This is a genomic window from Xenorhabdus indica, from assembly GCF_014467235.1.
Classification (GTDB): Bacteria; Pseudomonadota; Gammaproteobacteria; order Enterobacterales; family Enterobacteriaceae; genus Xenorhabdus; species Xenorhabdus indica.
This window is the reverse complement of the sequence record NZ_NKHP01000001.1, coordinates 402,385-421,795: the sequence shown is the minus strand read 5'-3', so window position 1 is coordinate 421,795 and position 19,411 is coordinate 402,385. Positions and strand designations below refer to the sequence as shown.

Annotated in this window: 15 protein-coding genes; 6 read left to right on the top strand and 9 right to left on the bottom strand. The window is 40.1% G+C overall.

What is annotated here, in order from left to right; all coding sequences use genetic code 11:
- Window positions 1–78 precede the first annotated feature (78 nt).
- The 4 genes from Xind_RS01435 to fliD all read right to left on the bottom strand — a co-directional run bounded on the left by Xind_RS01435 (window position 79) and on the right by fliD (window position 3,713).
- Window positions 79–816, bottom strand: a complete 738-nt coding sequence (locus tag Xind_RS01435) for a cyclase family protein (protein ID WP_047680271.1) — start codon at window positions 814–816, stop codon at window positions 79–81.
- 676 nt (window positions 817–1,492) lie between these two features.
- Window positions 1,493–1,870 (bottom strand): flagella biosynthesis regulatory protein FliT, encoded by a 378-nt coding sequence (fliT, locus tag Xind_RS01430; RefSeq protein WP_047680178.1) that lies wholly within the window; start codon window positions 1,868–1,870, stop codon window positions 1,493–1,495.
- Window positions 1,870–2,280, bottom strand: a complete 411-nt coding sequence (gene fliS, locus Xind_RS01425; RefSeq protein WP_047680176.1) for a flagellar export chaperone FliS — start codon at window positions 2,278–2,280, stop codon at window positions 1,870–1,872. Before fliS ends, fliT begins: the two co-directional genes overlap by 1 nt.
- 11 nt (window positions 2,281–2,291) lie before the next feature.
- A complete protein-coding gene (fliD, locus tag Xind_RS01420; protein WP_047680175.1) occupies window positions 2,292–3,713 on the bottom strand; it encodes a flagellar filament capping protein FliD in 1,422 nt (473 codons plus the stop codon).
- Window positions 3,714–3,990: 277 nt separating this feature from the next.
- On the opposite strand from fliD, the gene Xind_RS01415 reads away from it, so the two are divergent.
- The 3 genes from Xind_RS01415 (at window position 3,991) to fliZ (ending at window position 6,628) form a co-directional block, all read left to right on the top strand.
- Entirely contained in the window at window positions 3,991–5,046 is a 1,056-nt protein-coding gene (locus Xind_RS01415) for a flagellin N-terminal helical domain-containing protein (protein ID WP_047680174.1), read from the top strand.
- A 292-nt stretch (window positions 5,047–5,338) separates the two neighbouring features.
- Window positions 5,339–6,061 (top strand): RNA polymerase sigma factor FliA, encoded by a 723-nt coding sequence (locus tag Xind_RS01410; protein ID WP_047680173.1) that lies wholly within the window; start codon window positions 5,339–5,341, stop codon window positions 6,059–6,061.
- A 51-nt stretch (window positions 6,062–6,112) separates the two neighbouring features.
- Window positions 6,113–6,628, top strand: coding sequence for a flagella biosynthesis regulatory protein FliZ (gene fliZ, locus Xind_RS01405; RefSeq protein ID WP_038259499.1), 516 nt, complete (start codon window positions 6,113–6,115; stop codon window positions 6,626–6,628).
- A 94-nt stretch (window positions 6,629–6,722) separates the two neighbouring features.
- Here fliZ and putA read toward each other — a convergent pair whose 3' ends face one another.
- Entirely contained in the window at window positions 6,723–10,715 is a 3,993-nt protein-coding gene (gene putA, locus Xind_RS01400; protein WP_187649312.1) for a trifunctional transcriptional regulator/proline dehydrogenase/L-glutamate gamma-semialdehyde dehydrogenase, read from the bottom strand.
- A 547-nt stretch (window positions 10,716–11,262) separates the two neighbouring features.
- Between putA and putP the strand changes: the two genes are divergently transcribed.
- A complete protein-coding gene (putP, locus tag Xind_RS01395) occupies window positions 11,263–12,747 on the top strand; it encodes a sodium/proline symporter PutP (RefSeq protein WP_047680169.1) in 1,485 nt (494 codons plus the stop codon).
- Window positions 12,748–12,935: 188 nt separating this feature from the next.
- Here the strand turns inward: putP and ghoS are convergent, their stop codons facing one another.
- Complete coding sequence (ghoS, locus tag Xind_RS01390; protein WP_047680167.1) at window positions 12,936–13,244, bottom strand: type V toxin-antitoxin system endoribonuclease antitoxin GhoS; 309 nt, start codon at window positions 13,242–13,244, stop codon at window positions 12,936–12,938.
- Between the two features lie 605 nt (window positions 13,245–13,849).
- Window positions 13,850–14,602, bottom strand: coding sequence for a metalloprotease LoiP (loiP, locus tag Xind_RS01385; protein WP_047680163.1), 753 nt, complete (start codon window positions 14,600–14,602; stop codon window positions 13,850–13,852).
- A 486-nt stretch (window positions 14,603–15,088) separates the two neighbouring features.
- Between loiP and cycA the strand changes: the two genes are divergently transcribed.
- Entirely contained in the window at window positions 15,089–16,489 is a 1,401-nt protein-coding gene (gene cycA, locus Xind_RS01380) for a D-serine/D-alanine/glycine transporter (protein ID WP_187649311.1), read from the top strand.
- A 214-nt stretch (window positions 16,490–16,703) separates the two neighbouring features.
- On the opposite strand, the gene Xind_RS01375 is transcribed toward cycA, so the two are convergent.
- Entirely contained in the window at window positions 16,704–16,901 is a 198-nt protein-coding gene (locus tag Xind_RS01375) for a hypothetical protein (RefSeq protein ID WP_047680159.1), read from the bottom strand.
- Between the two features lie 120 nt (window positions 16,902–17,021).
- Here Xind_RS01375 and Xind_RS01370 point away from each other — a divergent pair, with 120 nt between their 5' ends.
- Complete coding sequence (locus Xind_RS01370; protein ID WP_187649310.1) at window positions 17,022–17,525, top strand: GNAT family N-acetyltransferase; 504 nt, start codon at window positions 17,022–17,024, stop codon at window positions 17,523–17,525.
- 977 nt (window positions 17,526–18,502) lie between these two features.
- Here Xind_RS01370 and Xind_RS01365 read toward each other — a convergent pair.
- Window positions 18,503–19,390, bottom strand: a complete 888-nt coding sequence (locus Xind_RS01365) for a LysR family transcriptional regulator (RefSeq protein ID WP_187649309.1) — start codon at window positions 19,388–19,390, stop codon at window positions 18,503–18,505.
- Window positions 19,391–19,411: the final 21 nt, after the last annotated feature.

Below are 19,411 nucleotides of genomic sequence, written 5' to 3'. Positions count from 1 at the left end.
AAATATAAGTAGTTCAAGCTTGCTATTTTCTTCTGTCAATTGACAGAAAGAGTTTGAACTACATTATCGGCTTGAAGGTTATGGAATTATTGCAAACGAACGTACCGGAAATCCCGCAGCCTTTTCTGGTTTAGCGACAATATTAAAAATAACCGCCCCACGAGTTGGCACTTGATCTAAATTGGTCATCACTTCTATTTGGTAAGTATCTTGTGCCAATACATAATTCTCGCTGAGTAACGCACCATTCTTTCTGGAATCTTTGGCCGAATCAGTATCAAAAGTCTCGTGCCCGATGGCTTTTATTTTTCTTTCTTCAAAGAGAAACTTAAGGGCATCTAATCCCCAGCCGGGTGTCTGGTTATTTCCGTTGATATCTTTATTACTCATTTTTTCCTGAGATGGCCAGCGTTTACTCCAGTCTGTTCTTAGTGCGACAAAAGTACCTGTTTCAATAATGCCATGTGTAGCTTCAAACTGGAGAATATCATCTTTAGACAGTGAGAAATTCGGCTCTTGTTTTGCCCGTTCTGACTGATCAATGACAATTAATGGTAACACGAGCTCTTTTAATTCCAATTCGTTAAGGAAACGAGCATCAGGTATAAAATGGCAAGGGGCATCAATGTGAGTGCCATATTGACCAACAAAAGTAAATTGTTGGGCGAAGAATCCATCTGGATAACTAAACAGTGTCTTAATTTGAGCAGGGTCAAACATAAAAAAATGGGGTGAGTCTTGATCAAAACTATGTGTCAAATCGATCCATTTTTTAGATTTTAATAAAGTGAGTGCCTGTAAGATATCATTTGTCATAACAGCCTCATCTTGTTTAATTGTAGGGGGATTTTTGAGAAAGACAGGATACATTTTCAATCGCAGGTGACTACTTAAGCAGTCACCAAGACCTGTCTGTTTGTGAATATTAATAACTTCCAAGAGTGATATCAATATACCCGTCGTCTTTCAGGTTGCATCTTGAAATCCATAGGGTATATAGGTGGGATTGATAAATGAACACTCCTTATTTGAGATAATTTATGAGGTAATAATAACCATTGGAGATTTTTTATTATCGATAAAAGGGATAATGACTGCTATTGTTTGGGGATAAAGTGGTTCCCATTTTGAATAGATTATTGGTAACTTATTTTTTACTAGTGGATGCCTGTCAATTAATGTTGTGAAATTAAAAAAAATTCTCATATCATTCCATTGAATATCTAATTTTTAATTAATAATAAATTTTGATTATTCTTCCGACTGCTTATTGCCTGAAAAATCTATTATCATCATCCATGAGTTAGTTTTTTGTTTTAAAAATGTATATGTTTTATATTGATCGTTTGCAAGTTATGCATAAAATATAATGCCGAATTAGACTACCCGAAAAAGGGATGGTGACTAAATGACACCACCTGAAATGAATATCAATAAACGATACGACTAATTAATATTATATTAATAAAACCTCATGGTGCCGTTGTTATATTTATGTCTTCTCTGTTGTAGATGTTAGCTCTATTTCATAATCACTGATCGGGAATTGCCCATAAGTATCATGTAATAATTGCTTACAGCTTTCCTGTTTAATCAGGTCGCTAAGTTCATCTAATCGTTTTTGCAATAACCTCCTGGTTTCTTTTTCATTATCTAAGACAGTTTGCAAAATTTTGGTTAATTTCTGCTGCAATGAAATAGGGGCATCTGAATCTTCTGATAATAGAGTAACCACTTCTACTGCTTTCAGGTAGGTGATTTCCATATCAACAAGTACATCCCACTTTTCATTTCTGGCTAAATTAAGCATCTGCTCACTTAAATTAAGGATCTGCTGGTAAGCTGACAAAAGATCCAGATCATTTTTCATCAAACAATATCCTGACTGGCGTTGTAATGAGGACCTATTTGCCGCCAAGAATCTGAAATCTCGGTAAGTAAATCAATCACTTCGGTAATAGCCTTCTCATCATTGCGTAAATTGGCATGGAGTAAACGGCGACCCATATAATCATATAAAGCAAAAAGATTCTGGGCAATTTCGCCGCCTTTCTCGAAATCTAATGCATCTTTGAGACCATTATCAATGATATTTATCGCCTTTGAAATAGCTAAACCTTTTTCCGGAATATTCCCCTGCTGCATCAGAATAATTGCACGACGCAGGGCGCTGAGCGCCCCATTGAACAATATCTGAATCAACTGGTAAGGAGAGGCATTCATAATTTCGCTCTCAAGATCTACCTGAGCGTATAACTGGCTTGCCGAACGTTGATACATAATATCCTTTATTATTTTAAAAGCTGGGCCAGGGATAAGCTTGATTGGCTCATTGAACTGACAAGTTTATCCAGTGCTGTAAATTGTTTTTTATAGCGTGCCATCGTAGCATCAATGTTTCTGTTGGTCTGTTCTACTTTCCTTTCCAGTGTTTTCAGACTCTTATTGATACCTTCGGTTACTGTTGCGATAGTTCCTTCATGGCTATCCAACGTTTTTTTCAATAAATTATAGGTCTGGGTTGCAAAACCAGTTTTTTCTCCATCCCCCATAAAGAACGCTTTAACGTTGGCAGGTTTTTCTTTCAGGTTTTTTTCCAGTTTTTCGTTGCTGATTTCCAACGTACCATCCAATTTCTGTTTGATGCCCAATTTATTTAGGGTAGCAATATCAACGACTTTTTGTGCTGCAAATAATTGTTGCCTTAGTTGGCTTTGAATACCTTTTAAAGTACCGTCACCCAGTAAGGGACCATTGTCTTTCGAAGCCGCTTCACCTTTCCCAACTTTTTTAAATTTGGTCAGTGAATCAAAAGTGGTTTGTACTTCATTATAAGCATCAACCCACTTTTTGATTGCCTCTTTCATTGGTTCGATATCACGGGATATAACCAAAGTTTCTGATTTTAGCGTTTTTCCATCAGCTTCTTTTTCTGAGACTTTTTTCAGGTCTAGGGTAATACCTTTCGGAGCATCTTTTATCTCATTAGTTTGGCGTTCAATTTCAATGCCACTAACTGTTAATTTTGCATTGGCCGCTTCTTCTGTTTGTGTCATTGTACCAGTGCCACCACCTTTACCGTCAGATGTATAGTTCAGCAACTTACCCAACTGATCATCACCTTCAACTTTGATAGTCATGACGGATTTTGTGCCAGCCTTTTTTGAAGTCAGGAACAGATAGTTTTCATTATCTTTTGCTTTCATGATGCCGGCACTAACGTTACCCTCTTTTTTATTGATAGCATCACAGATTTCAATCAGAGAAGTTTCATTATCTTTCAGGGAAATGCGCATTGGCTCTTTTTCACCTGGCTGATTGATAATAATGGTACGGGTGCCTTTACCTTGTTCTCCTTGCAGGGCTTCTTCATCAGCAACTTTTGTAGTGCGTAGAGACTGGGCCTTTGCGAGTTGTTTGACTTCAATAACATAGTTACCCGGACTGGCTTTGGAATCCGTACTGGGTGTAAATGATTTATGATCTTCGCTGGTTTTGGTCGTATTGAGCTTATCGAATTTTTTGAGTTCTTCGGATGCACTCTTTAACTTTTCCAGGCTGCCTTTTAAAGTGCCAAAACCGGTTAGCTTAGCTTTATAGCTGCTTTGTTGCTGTGTTAATGGTTGTAAACGTTTTCTTTCATGTGCTTCAAGTTTATCCAGTAAGTTTTGATCCACCATCCCAGATAATCCTACTGAGGAAATGCCAGCCATATTGACTCCTTTTAATAAAAAGCATCGCTGGACTTGTTATCGGATTAATTTGTGAAAAGTTTACTGATAAAATGATTTTTTTGATTGACAGAATAGTTGATGAGAACAGGCGCTGTTTGGGTTATCGGGGGAAAAGGGAGAAAAAAATAAAAAAGTTTTTTCAAGAAATATTAAAGGTTCTTTTTAAGGGGCCGATAAAACTGTTGGCGGTGATGAACACCGTGAGCAAACAAGCTCAAACTAATTATATCGACTTGATTTTAAAAGGAACTCTACTATGGCATCAGGCATTTATACTAACTCCTTATCTCTGCTGGCGCAAAATAACCTGACGAGATCTAAAGGTACTCTGGGTACAGCTATTGAACGTCTGTCTTCTGGTTTACGTATTAACAGCGCGAAGGATGACGCTGCTGGTCAAGCGATTGCTAACCGTTTTACTGCTAACGTTAAAGGTCTGACTCAGGCTGCTCGTAACGCAAACGACGGTATTTCCATTGCCCAAACTACTGAAGGTGCGCTGAACGAAATCAATAACAACCTGCAACGTATCCGTGAGCTGGCTGTTCAAGCGCAAAATGGCAGCAACTCTAAGAGCGATATCACTTCTATCAACCAAGAAATTACTGAGCGTTTTGACGAAATTAACCGTATTTCTGAACAAACTCAATTCAATGGTGTCCGTGTTCTGCGTGAAAACAATTCCATGTCTGTTCAGGTTGGAGCTAATGATGGTGAAGTCATCAAAATCAATTTGAAAAAAATTGACCGTGAGACTCTGAAGCTGGATAAATTTGAGTTGGTTGGTAACAAATATGGTGCAGAAGTGGAGAAAGTTGTTGACAATGTCACTGATCCTAAAAAATCTAAAGATGTCAATATAGATAAAGCTAGTTTAGCTGCTATAGCTGATGTCAAAAATGCGAAAGTTCACTACGCTGAGGGTTCAACTGATAAATTTATTATTCGTGGTGAAGATAAAGATGGTAAGACAGTAATGTTCAATGCGGATGTTGATGTTAAGACAGGTAAAGTTACTAAGAAAGATGCTATTGACATCAAAAAACCTTTAGAAGATTTGGATAATGCTTTATCAACAGTTGACAGTCTGCGTAGCTCTCTGGGTGCAGTTCAAAACCGTCTGGAATCCACTGTTAACAACCTGAACAACACCGTTAACAACCTGGAAGCAGCAAGAAGCCGTATCCAAGACGCTGACTACGCAACTGAAGTTTCTAATATGAGCCGTGGCAACATCCTGCAACAGGCGGGTACTTCTGTTCTGGCTCAGGCGAACCAGATTCCACAAACTGTTATGTCTTTGCTGCGTTAATTTTTATTTTCCAGCTAAGGATTTATGCAGGGCAACCTGCATAGCTCCCGCTTATAAAATAAGGATCGGCTTGCCGATCCTTATTTTTTAGCCTCTGCTTTACAGAAACTGTTTGCTAAAAACGGTTTTAATGTTCGTCAGGGACAGCCTGAAACTTGCGATGCATTCGGGCGGACAACAAAAATTTCGCATAGGTGAAAAAGAAGCGCTTTTACTTCATTGTTCAAACGATTGTACCGATTAGGTGATTGGATAATGGTATCCAGTCTCTTATCCAAAGGTGTCTGTTGTTGTGAGCGATTTGTATACCGCCGAAGGCGTGATGGACAAAAATAGCCTCTGGAAGCGCTATGTACCACTGGTTCGCCATGAAGCACTGAGGCTACAGGTAAGATTGCCTGCCAGTGTAGAGCTTGATGACCTGCTTCAGGCCGGTGGCATAGGGTTGCTGAATGCGGTGGAACGTTATGATTCCTTACAAGGAACGGCGTTTACCACCTATGCGGTGCAGCGCATCAGAGGTGCAATGCTGGATGAGTTGAGGAGCCGTGATTGGGCGCCGCGTAGTGTGCGACGCAATGCACGGGAAGTCACGCAAACCATCCGTAAACTTGAGCAAGAGTTAGGCCGTCCAGCCAGTGAGCAGGAAGTTGCTAAAGAATTAAAGATTAATCTGATAGAATATCGGCAAATACTGTTAGAAACCAATAACAGTCAACTATTTTCTTATGACGAATGGCACGAAATTCATGGTGAAAGCTGTGAACCAGTGATTGAGGAAGAGCATGAGACAAACCCTCTGCAACAATTACTGGAAGGTGACCTCCGTCAACGGGTTATCGATGTCATTGAATCGTTGCCTGAAAGGGAAAAAATGGTTCTGACGCTGTATTATCAGGAAGAACTTAATCTTAAAGAGATTGGCGCGGTGCTTAATGTGGGGGAATCTCGCGTGAGTCAGCTCCACAGCCAGGCAATAAAAAGGCTGCGGGCGCGTTTGAATCCAGAGAAGTAACTTTTTGCTTATTTGTTTTTTGTTAAGACTACACACAGGGCTTTATCTCTTATGTCTGTTACAACACAAAAGAAACGGCCTCTCAGCCGTTATATTAAGGACTATAAACATAGTCAGACTCATTGTTTACATTGTCATAAGACGCTTGACCGTATTTCCCTTGTTTTTAACGGTCAGGTCATCAATAAAGAAGCAATTTCTGAGATGACTGAACTGGTGGATGACAAAACATGGAGTGAGTTACAGGGCAAATTTGTAGCGCTGTGCCGCTTCTGTAGTGAAATTTATTGCAACAGCCAGACTGATTATTTCGACATAATGTCATTTAAACAGTATCTGTTTGAACAAACAGAGATGAGCCATAGCACAGTACGTGAATATGTGGTTCGTTTGCGGAGACTGGATGAATTACTGACATCAAGTAATTATCCTGAAGAAGAGTTTACACCAGAAAAAATTCAGGAAAAATTGAGTGAGAAATTGTCTCAGTCCGCTTTCAGTAACTACAATATCGCGTTGCGTAAATATGAGCAATATCTGAGCTGGCAACAGAACGGGCATTGTTAATTAGACAAAGACACAGCGTTTGTCGGGCTGAACAATTTTAGAAGGGGATGCGATAATAACGCATCCCCCTCTCTTCTTTTTTTAATCCGTTTTTTTAACCAATAGTCATTAAGCTGGCGTTACCACCTGCCGCCGCAGTATTAATGCTTAAAGAACGTTCGTGCAATAAACGCTCCAGTAGCAGATTAGTTTCACCACGGGCAAAACCCTGTACAGAAATAATCGGTCCCTTACGTTGTGCGACAGTTTCACAAATATAGCGAAGTTGATCACAATCACCATGATAAATGACCGCTTCTATTGTTGTATCTTCTGTCGTGTCTTCATTCTGCCAGTCATTGACCAGATGAATGGAATGACGAATTTCACCCGGTAATTGTTGCAGCAATTGTTGGTGCAGATCATCTTTTTCCCAAATAGCCTGACAGCCAACAGAAAGCACTGCTGCCAATTGGGTTAGCGTATCCTGTTCATTATCCGCGAGGCAAAGAACTTGACCACGTGGTAACAGAGTATAGGTATTACGTTCTCCCGTCGGTCCCGGTAATACGCGTGTTGTTCCTCCCTGAGCCAGTAAGCTATATTCCTGAATGACCTTGTTCAACGCTGAATGATTATGTGCAATTGCCCACTCAGCCAATTTGTTGAAAGATAAATGCAGGGCAGTACGGGCTTTGGCATCCAGTGAATACTCTTCATCCTGTCGCGCCAGTGTTCGAGTCACAGCATTGACTGGACGTTGGGATAACAGGCGATAAAGATAGAGTGGTCCACCTGCTTTTGGCCCTGTTCCCGATAATCCTTCACCACCAAATGGTTGTACGCCGACAACAGCACCGACCATATTGCGGTTGACATATAAATTCCCGACTTTTGCTTTACTGGTGACTTGAGCGATGGTTTCATCAATGCGCGTGTGAACACCCAATGTTAAGCCGTAGCCGGAGGCATTAATCTGATCCAGCAATTTATCCAATTCATCCCGTTTGAAGCGCACAACGTGCAAAACCGGACCAAAAATCTCTTTTTTCAATTCATCAAAGCTGTCCAGTTCAATAAGTGTTGGTTTGATGAACGTACCTTGTGACCATTCTTGTCTGTCTGCTGTATTTTCATGTACAGCCTGATAAATTGTTCTGCCTTTGGTACGCATGGTTTGAATATGGCGTTCGATATTTGCTTTTGCTTCAGCATCAATCACCGGGCCGATGTCTGTGGCCAGGTGTTCAGGATTACCCATCCGGCATTCAGCCATCGCCCCCTTCAACATAGTGAGCGTTCTGTCGGCGACGTCATCTTGTACACAGAGAATGCGCAGGGCAGAGCAGCGTTGACCAGCACTGTCAAAGGCAGACGCAATAACATCGGTGACAACCTGTTCTGTCAGGGCAGAAGAATCGACAATCATTGCATTCATGCCGCCTGTTTCTGCAATCAACGGCGTTGGACGCCCTTGTGCATCAAGGCGACCGGCTATAATGCGTTGTAACAGGCTGGCAACTTCAGTAGAGCCAGTGAACATCACACCACGTACACGCTCATCACCTACCAGCATTGCGCCGACGGTTTCCCCTGGCCCCGGCAGCAATTGCAGTACGTCGCGGGGAATACCTGCCTGATGCAGCATTTTAACGGCAACCGCGGCAATCAACGGTGTTTGCTCTGCCGGTTTTGCCAATACACTGTTACCAGCGGCTAATGCTGCGGCAATCTGACCGGTGAAAATTGCCAGAGGGAAGTTCCACGGGCTGATACAAATCACAGGTCCCAACGGGCGATGTGTATCATTGGCAAAATCCTGACGAACCTGATCCGCATAATAATAGAGGAAATCTACTGCTTCACGGACTTCTGCGATAGCATTGTTAAAAGTTTTACCCGCTTCACGCACCAGAATGCCGAGCAGGGATTGCAGGTTGTTTTCCATCAACTCCGCAGCACGCACTAAGATAGCCGCTCGCTCTGATGGAGGTGTTGCGAACCAGATTGCTCCTGCATTCGTGGAGACTTCCAGCGCATGGTTGACTTCCTGCTCAGTGGCTTCACGAACATAACCAACGGTATCAGAAGATTTGGCCGGATTATTGACGGGCTTGGCTACAGGTAACTTTCCGGTATGGTCGTAATTACCACCCAATAGTGGTTCGCTGTTCCATGTTTCTATTGAAGAACTCAGCAGGGCACTGGAAAGTGAAGCCAGTCGGTGTTCATTGGAAAGATCAAGCCCCGATGAATTGACGCGGGTTTTACCGTACAAATCAATTGGCAATGGGATTTTCGGATGCGGCAAGCCGATTTGGCCTTCGGATTTAGCCAACTCTTGTACCATTTTCACCGGATCAGCTATCAGTTCATCAATCGGCAGGGAGGTATCTGCTATGCGGTTGACGAACGATGTATTAGCCCCATTTTCCAGCAAGCGGCGCACCAGATAGGCTAATAATGTCTCATGTGTTCCGACTGGCGCATAGATGCGGCATGGTCGATTGAGCTTGCCATCAGCAATTTTGCCAACCACCTGCTCATAAAGCGGTTCACCCATACCATGCAGGCACTGGAATTCATATTGGCCCGGATAGTAATTTTGCCCCGCAAGATGGTAGATAGCAGACAAAGTGTGAGCATTATGAGTAGCAAATTGTGGATAAATAAGATTGGGAACGGAGAGTAATTTGCGGGCGCAGGCAAGGTAAGAAATATCGGTATACACTTTGCGGGTATAGACCGGGTATCCTTCCAGCCCATCGACTTGGGCGCGTTTGATTTCGCTGTCCCAATATGCACCTTTTACTAAACGGATCATTAACCTATGACGGCTACGTTGGGCCAAATCGATAATACTGTCGATCACGAAAGGACAGCGTTTTTGGTAAGCCTGAATTACAAAACCAATTCCGTTCCAGCCTTCCAGTTGTGGTTCAAAACAGAGCTTTTCCAGCAAATCGAGAGAAATTTCCAGACGATCAGCTTCTTCTGCGTCGATATTGATACCAACATCATACTGGCGGGCTTGTAAGGTTAATGCGAGTAAGCGTGGATAGAGTTCACCTACAACACGCTCATACTGGGCACGGTTATAACGGGGATGCAGGGCAGAGAGTTTGATGGAAATTCCCGGCCCTTCATAAATGCCACGCCCGTTTGATGCCTTACCAATCGCATGGATAGCTTGTTGATAAGAAATCATATAAGCCTGTGCATCTTCTTCAGTCAGAGCGGCTTCGCCAAGCATGTCATAAGAGTAGCGGAATCCTTTTTCTTCCAGTTTGCGTGCATTGGCGAGCGCCTGGGCAATAGTTTCCCCTGTCACAAACTGCTCACCCATCAGGCGCATTGCCATATCCACGCCTTTGCGTACTAATGGTTCACCACTTTTGCTGATGATGCGATTTAAGGATTTGGAGAGTTTGGCTTCATTGTGGGTAGAGACCAATTTACCTGTAAACAACAATCCCCATGTAGCAGCATTGACGAACATGGACGGGCTTTGACCAAGATGTGAATACCAATTGCCGTTACTGATTTTGTCACGGATCAGGGCGTCACGGGTTGCTTTATCGGGAATGCGTAAAAGTGCTTCGGCAAGGCACATTAATGCAACACCTTCCTGTGAAGAAAGTGAGAATTCTTGCAATAACCCCTGAACCAAACCGGAACGACCAATACCCTGTTTCTGTTGGCGTAATTTCTCCGCGATAGAATAAGCAAGATTATGGGTTGCCTTAGCTTGCTCTTCTGATAATTGAGCCCGTTGCAGCAGCATAGGAACTGCTTGCGTTTCAGGCAGACGATACGCAGCAGTAATTGCGGAACGTTTCACCGATTGGGGTAAAATATGTTCGGCAAAATCCAGAAATGGTTGATAAGGGACCTCAATCTGTGATTCTTCTTCGGAAATCTTTTCTTCTTTGTTATTCTGAGCGGCTGATATTTCTGGGATCTTTTCCTCATTTTCCAGACGTTCAAGATAATTAAAGATGGCTTGCTTAATCAGCCAGTGTGGTGTGCGTTCAATTCGTTGTGCAGCAGCTTTAATACGATCACGCGTTGCTTCATCGAGCTTCACGCCCATAGTGGTACTACCCATTCTCACTCCTTAATAGGTAAGACTAATCAAGTTACAGAACAATATCTTCCATGTTGCAACTTTGTGCAACTCTGTTAAAAGCTGTTGTTTGGAATTTGTGAAATTAATCTGGTTTTGATGGTGTAGTTAGTGCGTTTATGATTATTAATGAATTATCCATATGATATATAAGAGCTTGCTATCATATTTCTGAATCAAATCATAATCGATCGTTTTATAAAAGGTGCAACTTCTGGAACATAAATGTGACTTGGCGAGCGTTTCTTGTAAAAAATGCCGTTAATCAGTTGTTAAAAATGTTTTAGCTAATCTAGGATAGAGAGTGATTTAAAAACAATTACAAATATAAACTATACATATCGGAACAACGCCACCTTCAGTGACATTATCTTCGGTACAACTCTGGTATAACCGGACAAGTGAATACTTGCTTTGAAGGTATATTGTGCTGAAGGGGGGAATTTTAAGTACAGATAACATCATTGACGCAAATCAGACCGTCTGAATAAACAGGATTTGCAAAAAAATACTATGGAGAAGAACCTGCATGACAGTAAATTCACCAATGCTAATTACCTTTATTGTCTATATTGCCGCGATGCTGCTGATAGGCTTTATGGCTTACCGCGCTACTAAGAATTTCGATGATTATATTCTAGGTGGACGGCGATTAGGCAGTGTGGTAACAGCATTATCTGCTGGCGCTTCTGATATGAGTGGCTGGTTATTAATGGGGCTACCGGGCGCGATTTTTTTAGCGGGTATTTCCAAGGCCTGGATTGCGTTAGGCTGTCTGCTTGGTGCATACCTGAACTGGAGATGGGTTGCAGGGAGATTACGTGTACATACTGAAGCGAATAATAACGCTTTAACATTACCGGACTATTTTACCAATCGTTTTGAAGATAAAAGTAAACTTCTGCGCATTATTTCTGCGTTAGTCATTTTAATTTTCTTCACAATTTATTGTGCATCTGCTGTTGTGGCTGGTGGATTATTGTTCGAAAACTCATTTGGCATGAGTTATGAAAAAGCAATTTGGCTTGGTGCATTAGCTACTATCGCTTATACCTTTCTCGGTGGTTTTCTGGCGGTAAGCTGGACCGATACAGTTCAGGCATCTTTAATGATTTTTGCTTTGATTCTGGTGCCTGTTTTGATCCTTTTTAAACTTGGTGGATTTGAATCAGCTATTGATATTATCAAAGCAAAAGATCCTGCTTATCTGGATATGTTTCAGGGTTTACAGACCATCACTATTATCTCCTTATTAGGATGGGGATTCGGTTATTTTGGTCAACCACATATTCTGGCTCGTTTTATGGCGGCTGATTCTCATCAGACTATTCATAAAGCTCGTCGTATCAGTATGACATGGATGTTTCTATGTCTCGCAGGAACGGTTGCTGTTGGCTTCTTCGGTATTGCCTATTTTGAGCAAAATCCAGCGCAAGCGGGAAATGTTATGCAAAATAGTGAGCGGATTTTTATGGAGTTGGGAGTCATTTTATTCAATCCGTGGATTACTGGGGTATTACTGTCTGCTGTTCTGGCTGCGATTATGAGTACCTTGAGTTGTCAATTGCTGGTTTGTTCCAGCGCATTGACAGAAGATCTCTATAAAGCATTTATACGGACGAAAGCAAGTCAGAAGGAATTGGTATGGATTGGTCGTTTGATGGTTCTGGTGGTCGCAGCTATTGCGATAGCGATAGCAACCAATCCGAACAACAAAGTGTTGGCTTTGGTCAGTAATGCCTGGGCTGGCTTTGGTGCTGCATTTGGTCCAGTAGTATTAATTTCAGTGCTCTGGAAACGAATGACACGTGATGGGGCATTGGCTGGTATGGTGGTGGGTGCCATCACGGTACTGGTGTGGATGGAATATCAATGGCTTGGTTTGTATGAAATCATCCCAGGATTTATTTTTGCTTCTCTTGCGATTGTGGTCGTAAGTTTGTTGGGTAAAGCGCCAAACCAGGCCATTCAGCAGCGTTTTATTGAAGCAGAAGCTCAGTATAAGACTAAATAAATTCTATTAAAAAACCTCTGATATTTTGGAGGTTTATTGATTAGTTATCCCCTGTATCTTTCAAATTACAGTTTTGTTGAATGCAACTTGAAAGGTAGAGGGGTTATTATCAATTAATCCCTTCATGTCCAATCAAACAAAGCTGGTCTCCAAAAAATTATTGGAGAACCAGCTTGCCTAAGTTTTAATTAGGATTCTGATGCAGATCCAGACATAGATGCCGGATAAAGATAAGCAGACCATTCACTATACTGACAAACAAATATAGAAGCAGCTTTTGATGATAATGGATTAGCTAATTTAAAAACTTTATCTCTTAATTCAGTAGCAGAATTTAGCGAGTTTCCAATATAAGTTCCGGTAGGTAATGCCATAATTTCGCCGCTGTTGTATCTGACTGTTCCATGAAAATTAATTATTTTCATAGATTCATTAAGAGCGTTATGCTCTTTTGGGCCTGCACCAAAAATTTCAACGCGAATCAGATAATTAGCCATATATCGTCTCTCTTTTATTTAAGAAAATATCAGGTATCCACTTTTTTGACCACAGAACGTTATAATTACATCCAATCTCTTTCCGAGGCTGGTGTGGCGGTGAATTTAACAGGTATTAATGATGTCTTACCATATCAATAATTCACAGTTATTTGAGGAAATAGTCATGTAAGTGGAAATAGCAAAGCATAGGAAAGAAAAATAGTATTTTTTCGGGTTTTAGTATTCTGAAAAATGAATATTTAATTATAAGATTAAGAAATAAAATAACCTTGAGAAATGAGTAAATAAAAAGAGCTGATTTCTGGGGAATATGTAGGTTAGGGTGTGCCATTATTTTAGTTGAATTAATGAAAGCAATCCTGCTGTTTTAATTTTGCATGATGGGAAAAACGGAAATAAGAGAATGAACGTTATTTTTTTAATACGGAAACTGCTTATTGTGTCTGCCAGACATGAAAAAACAGCAAAAATCATCGAGATCACAGAAAATTTCAGCTAACTTGACAATCGCCTGTTCCTTTTTAGATCGGTTTTTTATTCGTCTAAAATTCTAATCTTGGAACAGGCTCTTAGTTCAATTTTTTACCCAGAATGCGGGTTAATTATTTCTTTTCTGCTGCGATACGATCACGAACGTGTTGAGCACGCTCCTGTGAAGGCGGGTGTGAATCAAACATACTGGTTTCACCACTGCCCAGTTTAGCCAGTTTCTCGAAGCTGGTGACTAAACCCTCAGTTTTGATATTGCGTTTTTTCAGCAGATCATAAGAGAAGTCATCAGCTTGACTTTCCTGATGCTGCGAGAACTGCGAGTTGATCAGTTTTTCCCCCAGTGCTGCAAGCTGAGAATCACTCAGTTGTGCAGCTACACCACCGGCTGATGCAGCCGCGGTACGTGCAGCAACTGTAGCATAAGCAACCTGTATTGCTTTACGGGAGTGGCCCAGTGCAACGTGACCCATTTCGTGGCCTAGAACGCCTTCGACTTCATTGTCGTTCATCATGTCCATCAGGCCGCTATACACACGCACGCAACCGTTAGCCATTGCCCATGCATTCACATCATCAGTCAGATAAACTTTATAGTTAACTGGTGTACCGTTAACTTCGTTACCTAATGCTTTGGCGATTTTGTTCAGACGCTTAGTGTATTGGCTGGATGCCGGTGCAATTTTATTCTGTGCATCCATATCATTACATGTTTGGTCAGATAACCGTTTGACATCAGAATCACTTAAAGTCGCCGCCTGGAATAGTTGCATTCCGGAGTGAACCAGCATTCCATGATCAATATTCTTACAACCTGTCAGAATTACAGCAGAAACAGCTACTGCAACAAGTGCTTTAATTTTCATAATGTTTTTTCCTTTGCAATACATGCAACTATAGTATTTCAAGAGCATTAAAAGATTATGAATTTTGATAAAAATAACAATAGAAATAAACACTAATAGTTATGATTATGTGAATTTGGTTACAATTTTAAAAAATAATCAAAATATTAAGTAGAGTAATTTAGTTTATTTTTTTTAACAAAATGACTTTTCGTCTATTTAATATGAATTCTCAAAATATAAGAGTGCTTTCTTACTCTTCATATCGCGAGGAGTAAAGGGTTTTGAGAGCTAAATGTCTCGTTATTATGAAAAGGCAGTTATACGCTTTCAGTAATTGAATAAAATAAATACAGCATCTAATTTTGTGAGTAGTGTAAAATACAACCTATTGGTTTTTCGTGTAAATTCGCTCTGTTAATACTGTAGTTGTCTATGTCACAATGGCTCCTTAAACACAGCTTGCTGCTATTGAGGTCATGCTGTGAGAATAAACTGGATACAACTATGGAAGAAAAAATACAACCTACACACCCACCTAAAACTGAGGGTTTGCACCTTCAGCGAAGTCTCACTAACCGACATATACAGCTTATCGCTATTGGAGGAGCTATCGGAACTGGTCTGTTCATGGGATCAGGTAAAACTATCTCTCTGGCGGGGCCATCGATCATTTTTGTCTATATGATCATTGGATTTATGCTGTTTTTTGTGATGCGTGCAATGGGAGAGTTATTACTTTCCAACCTGCATTATAAGTCATTCAGTGATTTTGCCGCAGATCTACTTGGGCCATGGGCCGGTTTTTTTGTGGGCTGGACTTATTGGTTCTGCTGGGTAATTACCGGTATCGCTGATGTTGTCGCTATTACCTCTTATGTCGGATATTGGACACCTGATTTTCCTGAATGGGCCACCTCACTTCTATGTGTTTTGGTATTGCTGACTCTGAATCTCGCGACAGTAAAATTGTTCGGAGAATTGGAGTTTTGGTTTGCGATGATTAAGATTGTTGCCATTGTCGCCCTGATTGTGACAGGGGGAGTACTGATTGGCATCCATTTCCAGTCACCTGCGGGGTATGTTGCCTCCCTTACTAACGTTTGGGCTGACGGAGGTATGTTCCCAATGGGGCTGAGTGGCTTCTTTGCGGGCTTTCAAATCGCTATATTTGCTTTTGTTGGAATTGAATTGGTAGGAACCGCTGCTGCGGAAACCAAAAATCCAATGCAATCCCTGCCAAAAGCAATCAATGCTATTCCGATCCGAATTATCACATTTTACGTGTTAGCCTTGATTGTTATTATGTCGGTTACTCCGTGGCGTGCGATTGTGGCAGATAAAAGCCCATTTGTGGAATTGTTTGTCCTGATTGGATTACCGGCAGCAGCCAGTATTGTCAATTTTGTGGTTCTGACTTCTGCGGCTTCTTCAGCAAACAGTGGAGTTTTCTCCACTAGCCGGATGTTATTTGGTTTGGCAAAAGAAGGGGATGCACCAAAACAGTTCAGCCGTCTTTCCCGACGATCGGTTCCTGCATCGGGTCTGATATTTACGTGTTTATGCCTCTCCTGTGGTGTCATTTTGATCTATTTTATCCCCGATGTAATGCGTGTCTTTACATTGGTAACGACAGTATCTGCCATTCTGTTTATGTTTATCTGGAGCATGATTTTGTGTTCCTACCTAGCTTATCGGAAACGTCGCGCTGAGTTGCATAAGGCATCTGTTTATAAAATGCCATTCGGTATTGTCATGTCATGGGTGTGCTTAGCTTTCTTTGCTTTCGTTTTGGTATTGTTGTCGTTGCAGCCTGATACCAGGCAGGCACTGATTGTTACACCAGTCTGGTTTATTATTTTAATGATTGGGTTTCAGGTTGTGAAAAGGCGCAGAGCCCGTCTTTAGTCGTCGAATAATTATTCTATATAGCTAATGGCCTCGTATCGGGGCCATTTCTTTGTTGCCCCTAATTTGTTCTTTTTACTGTAGTTTTGTAAAAGATAGCTTGTATAGTCAGTTTGCCATTTTTGTCCCTTGATGGAATCTTAGTTGCCATGTACCAGATGCTGATAACTGCCAAATGGATGAACGTAGGACTTTGTTATAGGGATGTCCTGATTTATTCTTTTCTATTTCTTTCTTCTTTTAATGCATCTTCCACAATTTTTTTAGTATAAACATGACCTGACTTTCCTATTTCCAAGAAATCATCATGTAAGATGGTATTTATCCATTTATTATCATTTCTTTTTTCTCTATGTAGACTTATTTCAAGACTTTTTATCAATGCAAAGATAGTTGAGTTTTCTTGCTTCATAGATCACCTCAAAAAGTAATGGTTCAGTAAAATAGCTATATTTAAATTTGTTAAATAATCTCTTTACATCTAATGTATTATCAGTTAATTATAAAAGAGTCAAATTTAAAAGAGGATTATATGGAAATTAAAATTAGATCTGCTGAATCAGAAGATGCTGAGCATTTTCAGCGAATTTTCGGTCACCCTGATGTTTATTCTTGTACATTACAACACCCATGTCCTTCCCGTGAAATGTGGCAAGATCGTCTTAAACAAAATAATACTCAAGGTATACTCGATTTTGTGGCGGAAATAGATGGCAAGGTAGTAGGTACAATAGGGTTATTTACTTATGTTAATCCAAGGCGCAGACATGTTGTAGGTATTGGTATCGGTATTGATGCTGGCTATTCAGGTAAAGGTATTGGCTCAAAGATGATGGAATTTGCCATTGATTATGCCTTCAACTGGCTTGCTTGCATCAGGATTGAATTGGAAGTATTCACTGATAATGAGAAAGCAATAGCACTGTACACTAAATTTGGTTTTGAAATGGAAGGCATCAAATGTAAAGCTGCCTTTAAAAATGGTCAATATTGTGATGTCGTGGCAATGTCTCTAATAAATGATCGCATGTTATAATATTTTATTAGATAGTAAAATACTAACTAAAACTGCTTTTTATTTTTGCCCTTATGCTATAACCAGATTTTTATTTTGATAATCTATCTAATTTTAATCATGTCTGGTCAAATGGATTTTTTTCCAGTTTTCCAGACATGAATTATAAAAATATTAGTAAAATCAGCCGGGTATAACCGTCAATCCCACCGATGTCACCAAGACAAAAAACCTGTGCAAGATCACACTATTTTTAAATCAGAAATACGGTACGGAATGACGGTACTATAGGAATAGGTAACCCTGTTTTTAATGAGAGATCTTTATTTGAAGTGCGTTCTGCTAAATATAAGTATACAAGGAATTTTTCCAGTGCTTCAATCGGTTGAGATAAATTCATATTGTTTTTTATAGTATAGAGTATATTCATTGTAATCTCTTTTATATTTTCCTAGCCATATCGATAATATAATCTAAGTGTTTTTTTATTAATTCAGTTGTTGAAATTCCTGTCAACGCCATTACAGTCAATCTCTCAAAAATAAGGGCGGTTTGTTCTGCTTTTTTTGTTCAAAATCAGTTAATCTAAGAATGATTTTTAAATTGGATTATATATTGATGCTTTTTCTGTGCTTGCATTTCATTACCTTTGAAAACGACATCAATGTCACTTTTGAAGTAATCTATGTTAAATATTTTGCTTTTGCAATAAGAATATTGTCCATAAATAAATATGAGATTATTTTTATATAGTGATTATTGTAAATTTTACTATAACAGTAGGATTAACTAACTATATAATATTTACTACAATCGCTATCACTTTGCAGTAAATATTATAGATGTCCGTTATTACTATTGAATGACAATTAAAATGAGAAAACTATAAGTCAGCATACATATATCATAAATAAATGAGATTTATACTGGGGTATGTTTATGTCATGTGAGTATTGCTCAATATAGTTTGATTTCTTTATCTTTTTCGTGATTTTTATTTACCCGGAGAGTTGCTTTTGATTTTGAGAAACAATATCTGTTAGAAAATCCGCGACTTTCCTTATCCTGGGAGTGTGTGCTAAATCTGCCTGAATAACAAGCCAAAGAGACCGTTCTAACTCCGGGTGCTGTGAAATACAAATAAAATCTGTAGTGTTGGCAATAAAGTGGGGCAGTATTGCCAATCCTAAACCTGCTTTTACTGCCGCAATTTGGCCTGAAAGTGAAGTTGTAGCTATAGAGAGTGGGCGGCCTTTCAAAATTTTCTCCGTCCATTTGGATGATGGGAGTTGCAGGTATTCATCAGTCCAACTGATAAAATGGATGTTGTCATATGTGCCTTCATGTATTTTATCTTGATGATTTATATAATATTTATTACTGGAATATAATCCAAAACCCAATATACCCAATTGACGCACTGTAACATGGCCTTGTTCAGGTCTGACAAGACGAAGGGCTAAATCAGCATCACGACGATGAAGATTTACAGTCTGTACATCAGTAATGATTTCCAGCGTCAGATCTGGGTAGTTTTTTTGTAAGATTGACAGATTAGGAATAATTAAGTCGTTAGCAAGAAGTTCGGTTGTTGCGAGACGGACTTTACCCGCGATTTTTGTACGTATATCAACCTCAGTCAGAAATGAATTTGCAGCGATTTCCACTACTTTGGCTTTTTCCAGTAGTTCCCTTCCATCTTCTGTTAACTGATAACCTGTCTGATGACGGAGGAATAAAGGCATTCCGAACGTTTTTTCAAGCCGTTCAATTTTGCGCGATACCGTTGCTATACCAACACTAAGAAGCATTGATGCATTACTGATAGTTCCAGTTTGTGCGACTGCCAGGAATACTCGAATATCATCCCAACTAAATGATTGCATATTATGATTTCCGTTTTTGGA

Excerpts from the sequence above, each read along its gene's own strand:
- fliD (WP_047680175.1), bottom strand. The coding sequence starts at position 3,713 with ATGGCTGGCATTTCCTCAGTAGGATTATCTGGGATGGTGGATCAAAAC.
- ghoS (WP_047680167.1), bottom strand. The coding sequence starts at position 13,244 with ATGGCTAATTATCTGATTCGCGTTGAAATTTTTGGTGCAGGCCCAAAA.
- fliT (WP_047680178.1), bottom strand. The coding sequence starts at position 1,870 with ATGAAAAATGATCTGGATCTTTTGTCAGCTTACCAGCAGATCCTTAAT.
- fliS (WP_047680176.1), bottom strand. The coding sequence starts at position 2,280 with ATGTATCAACGTTCGGCAAGCCAGTTATACGCTCAGGTAGATCTTGAG.
- Xind_RS01370 (WP_187649310.1), top strand. The coding sequence starts at position 17,022 with ATGGAAATTAAAATTAGATCTGCTGAATCAGAAGATGCTGAGCATTTT.
- Xind_RS01365 (WP_187649309.1), bottom strand. The coding sequence starts at position 19,390 with ATGCAATCATTTAGTTGGGATGATATTCGAGTATTCCTGGCAGTCGCA.
- putA (WP_187649312.1), bottom strand. The coding sequence starts at position 10,715 with ATGGGTAGTACCACTATGGGCGTGAAGCTCGATGAAGCAACGCGTGAT.
- cycA (WP_187649311.1), top strand. The coding sequence starts at position 15,089 with ATGGAAGAAAAAATACAACCTACACACCCACCTAAAACTGAGGGTTTG.
- Xind_RS01375 (WP_047680159.1), bottom strand. The coding sequence starts at position 16,901 with ATGAAGCAAGAAAACTCAACTATCTTTGCATTGATAAAAAGTCTTGAA.
- putP (WP_047680169.1), top strand. The coding sequence starts at position 11,263 with ATGACAGTAAATTCACCAATGCTAATTACCTTTATTGTCTATATTGCC.
- loiP (WP_047680163.1), bottom strand. The coding sequence starts at position 14,602 with ATGAAAATTAAAGCACTTGTTGCAGTAGCTGTTTCTGCTGTAATTCTG.
- fliZ (WP_038259499.1), top strand. The coding sequence starts at position 6,113 with ATGTCTGTTACAACACAAAAGAAACGGCCTCTCAGCCGTTATATTAAG.
- Xind_RS01415 (WP_047680174.1), top strand. The coding sequence starts at position 3,991 with ATGGCATCAGGCATTTATACTAACTCCTTATCTCTGCTGGCGCAAAAT.
- Xind_RS01435 (WP_047680271.1), bottom strand. The coding sequence starts at position 816 with ATGACAAATGATATCTTACAGGCACTCACTTTATTAAAATCTAAAAAA.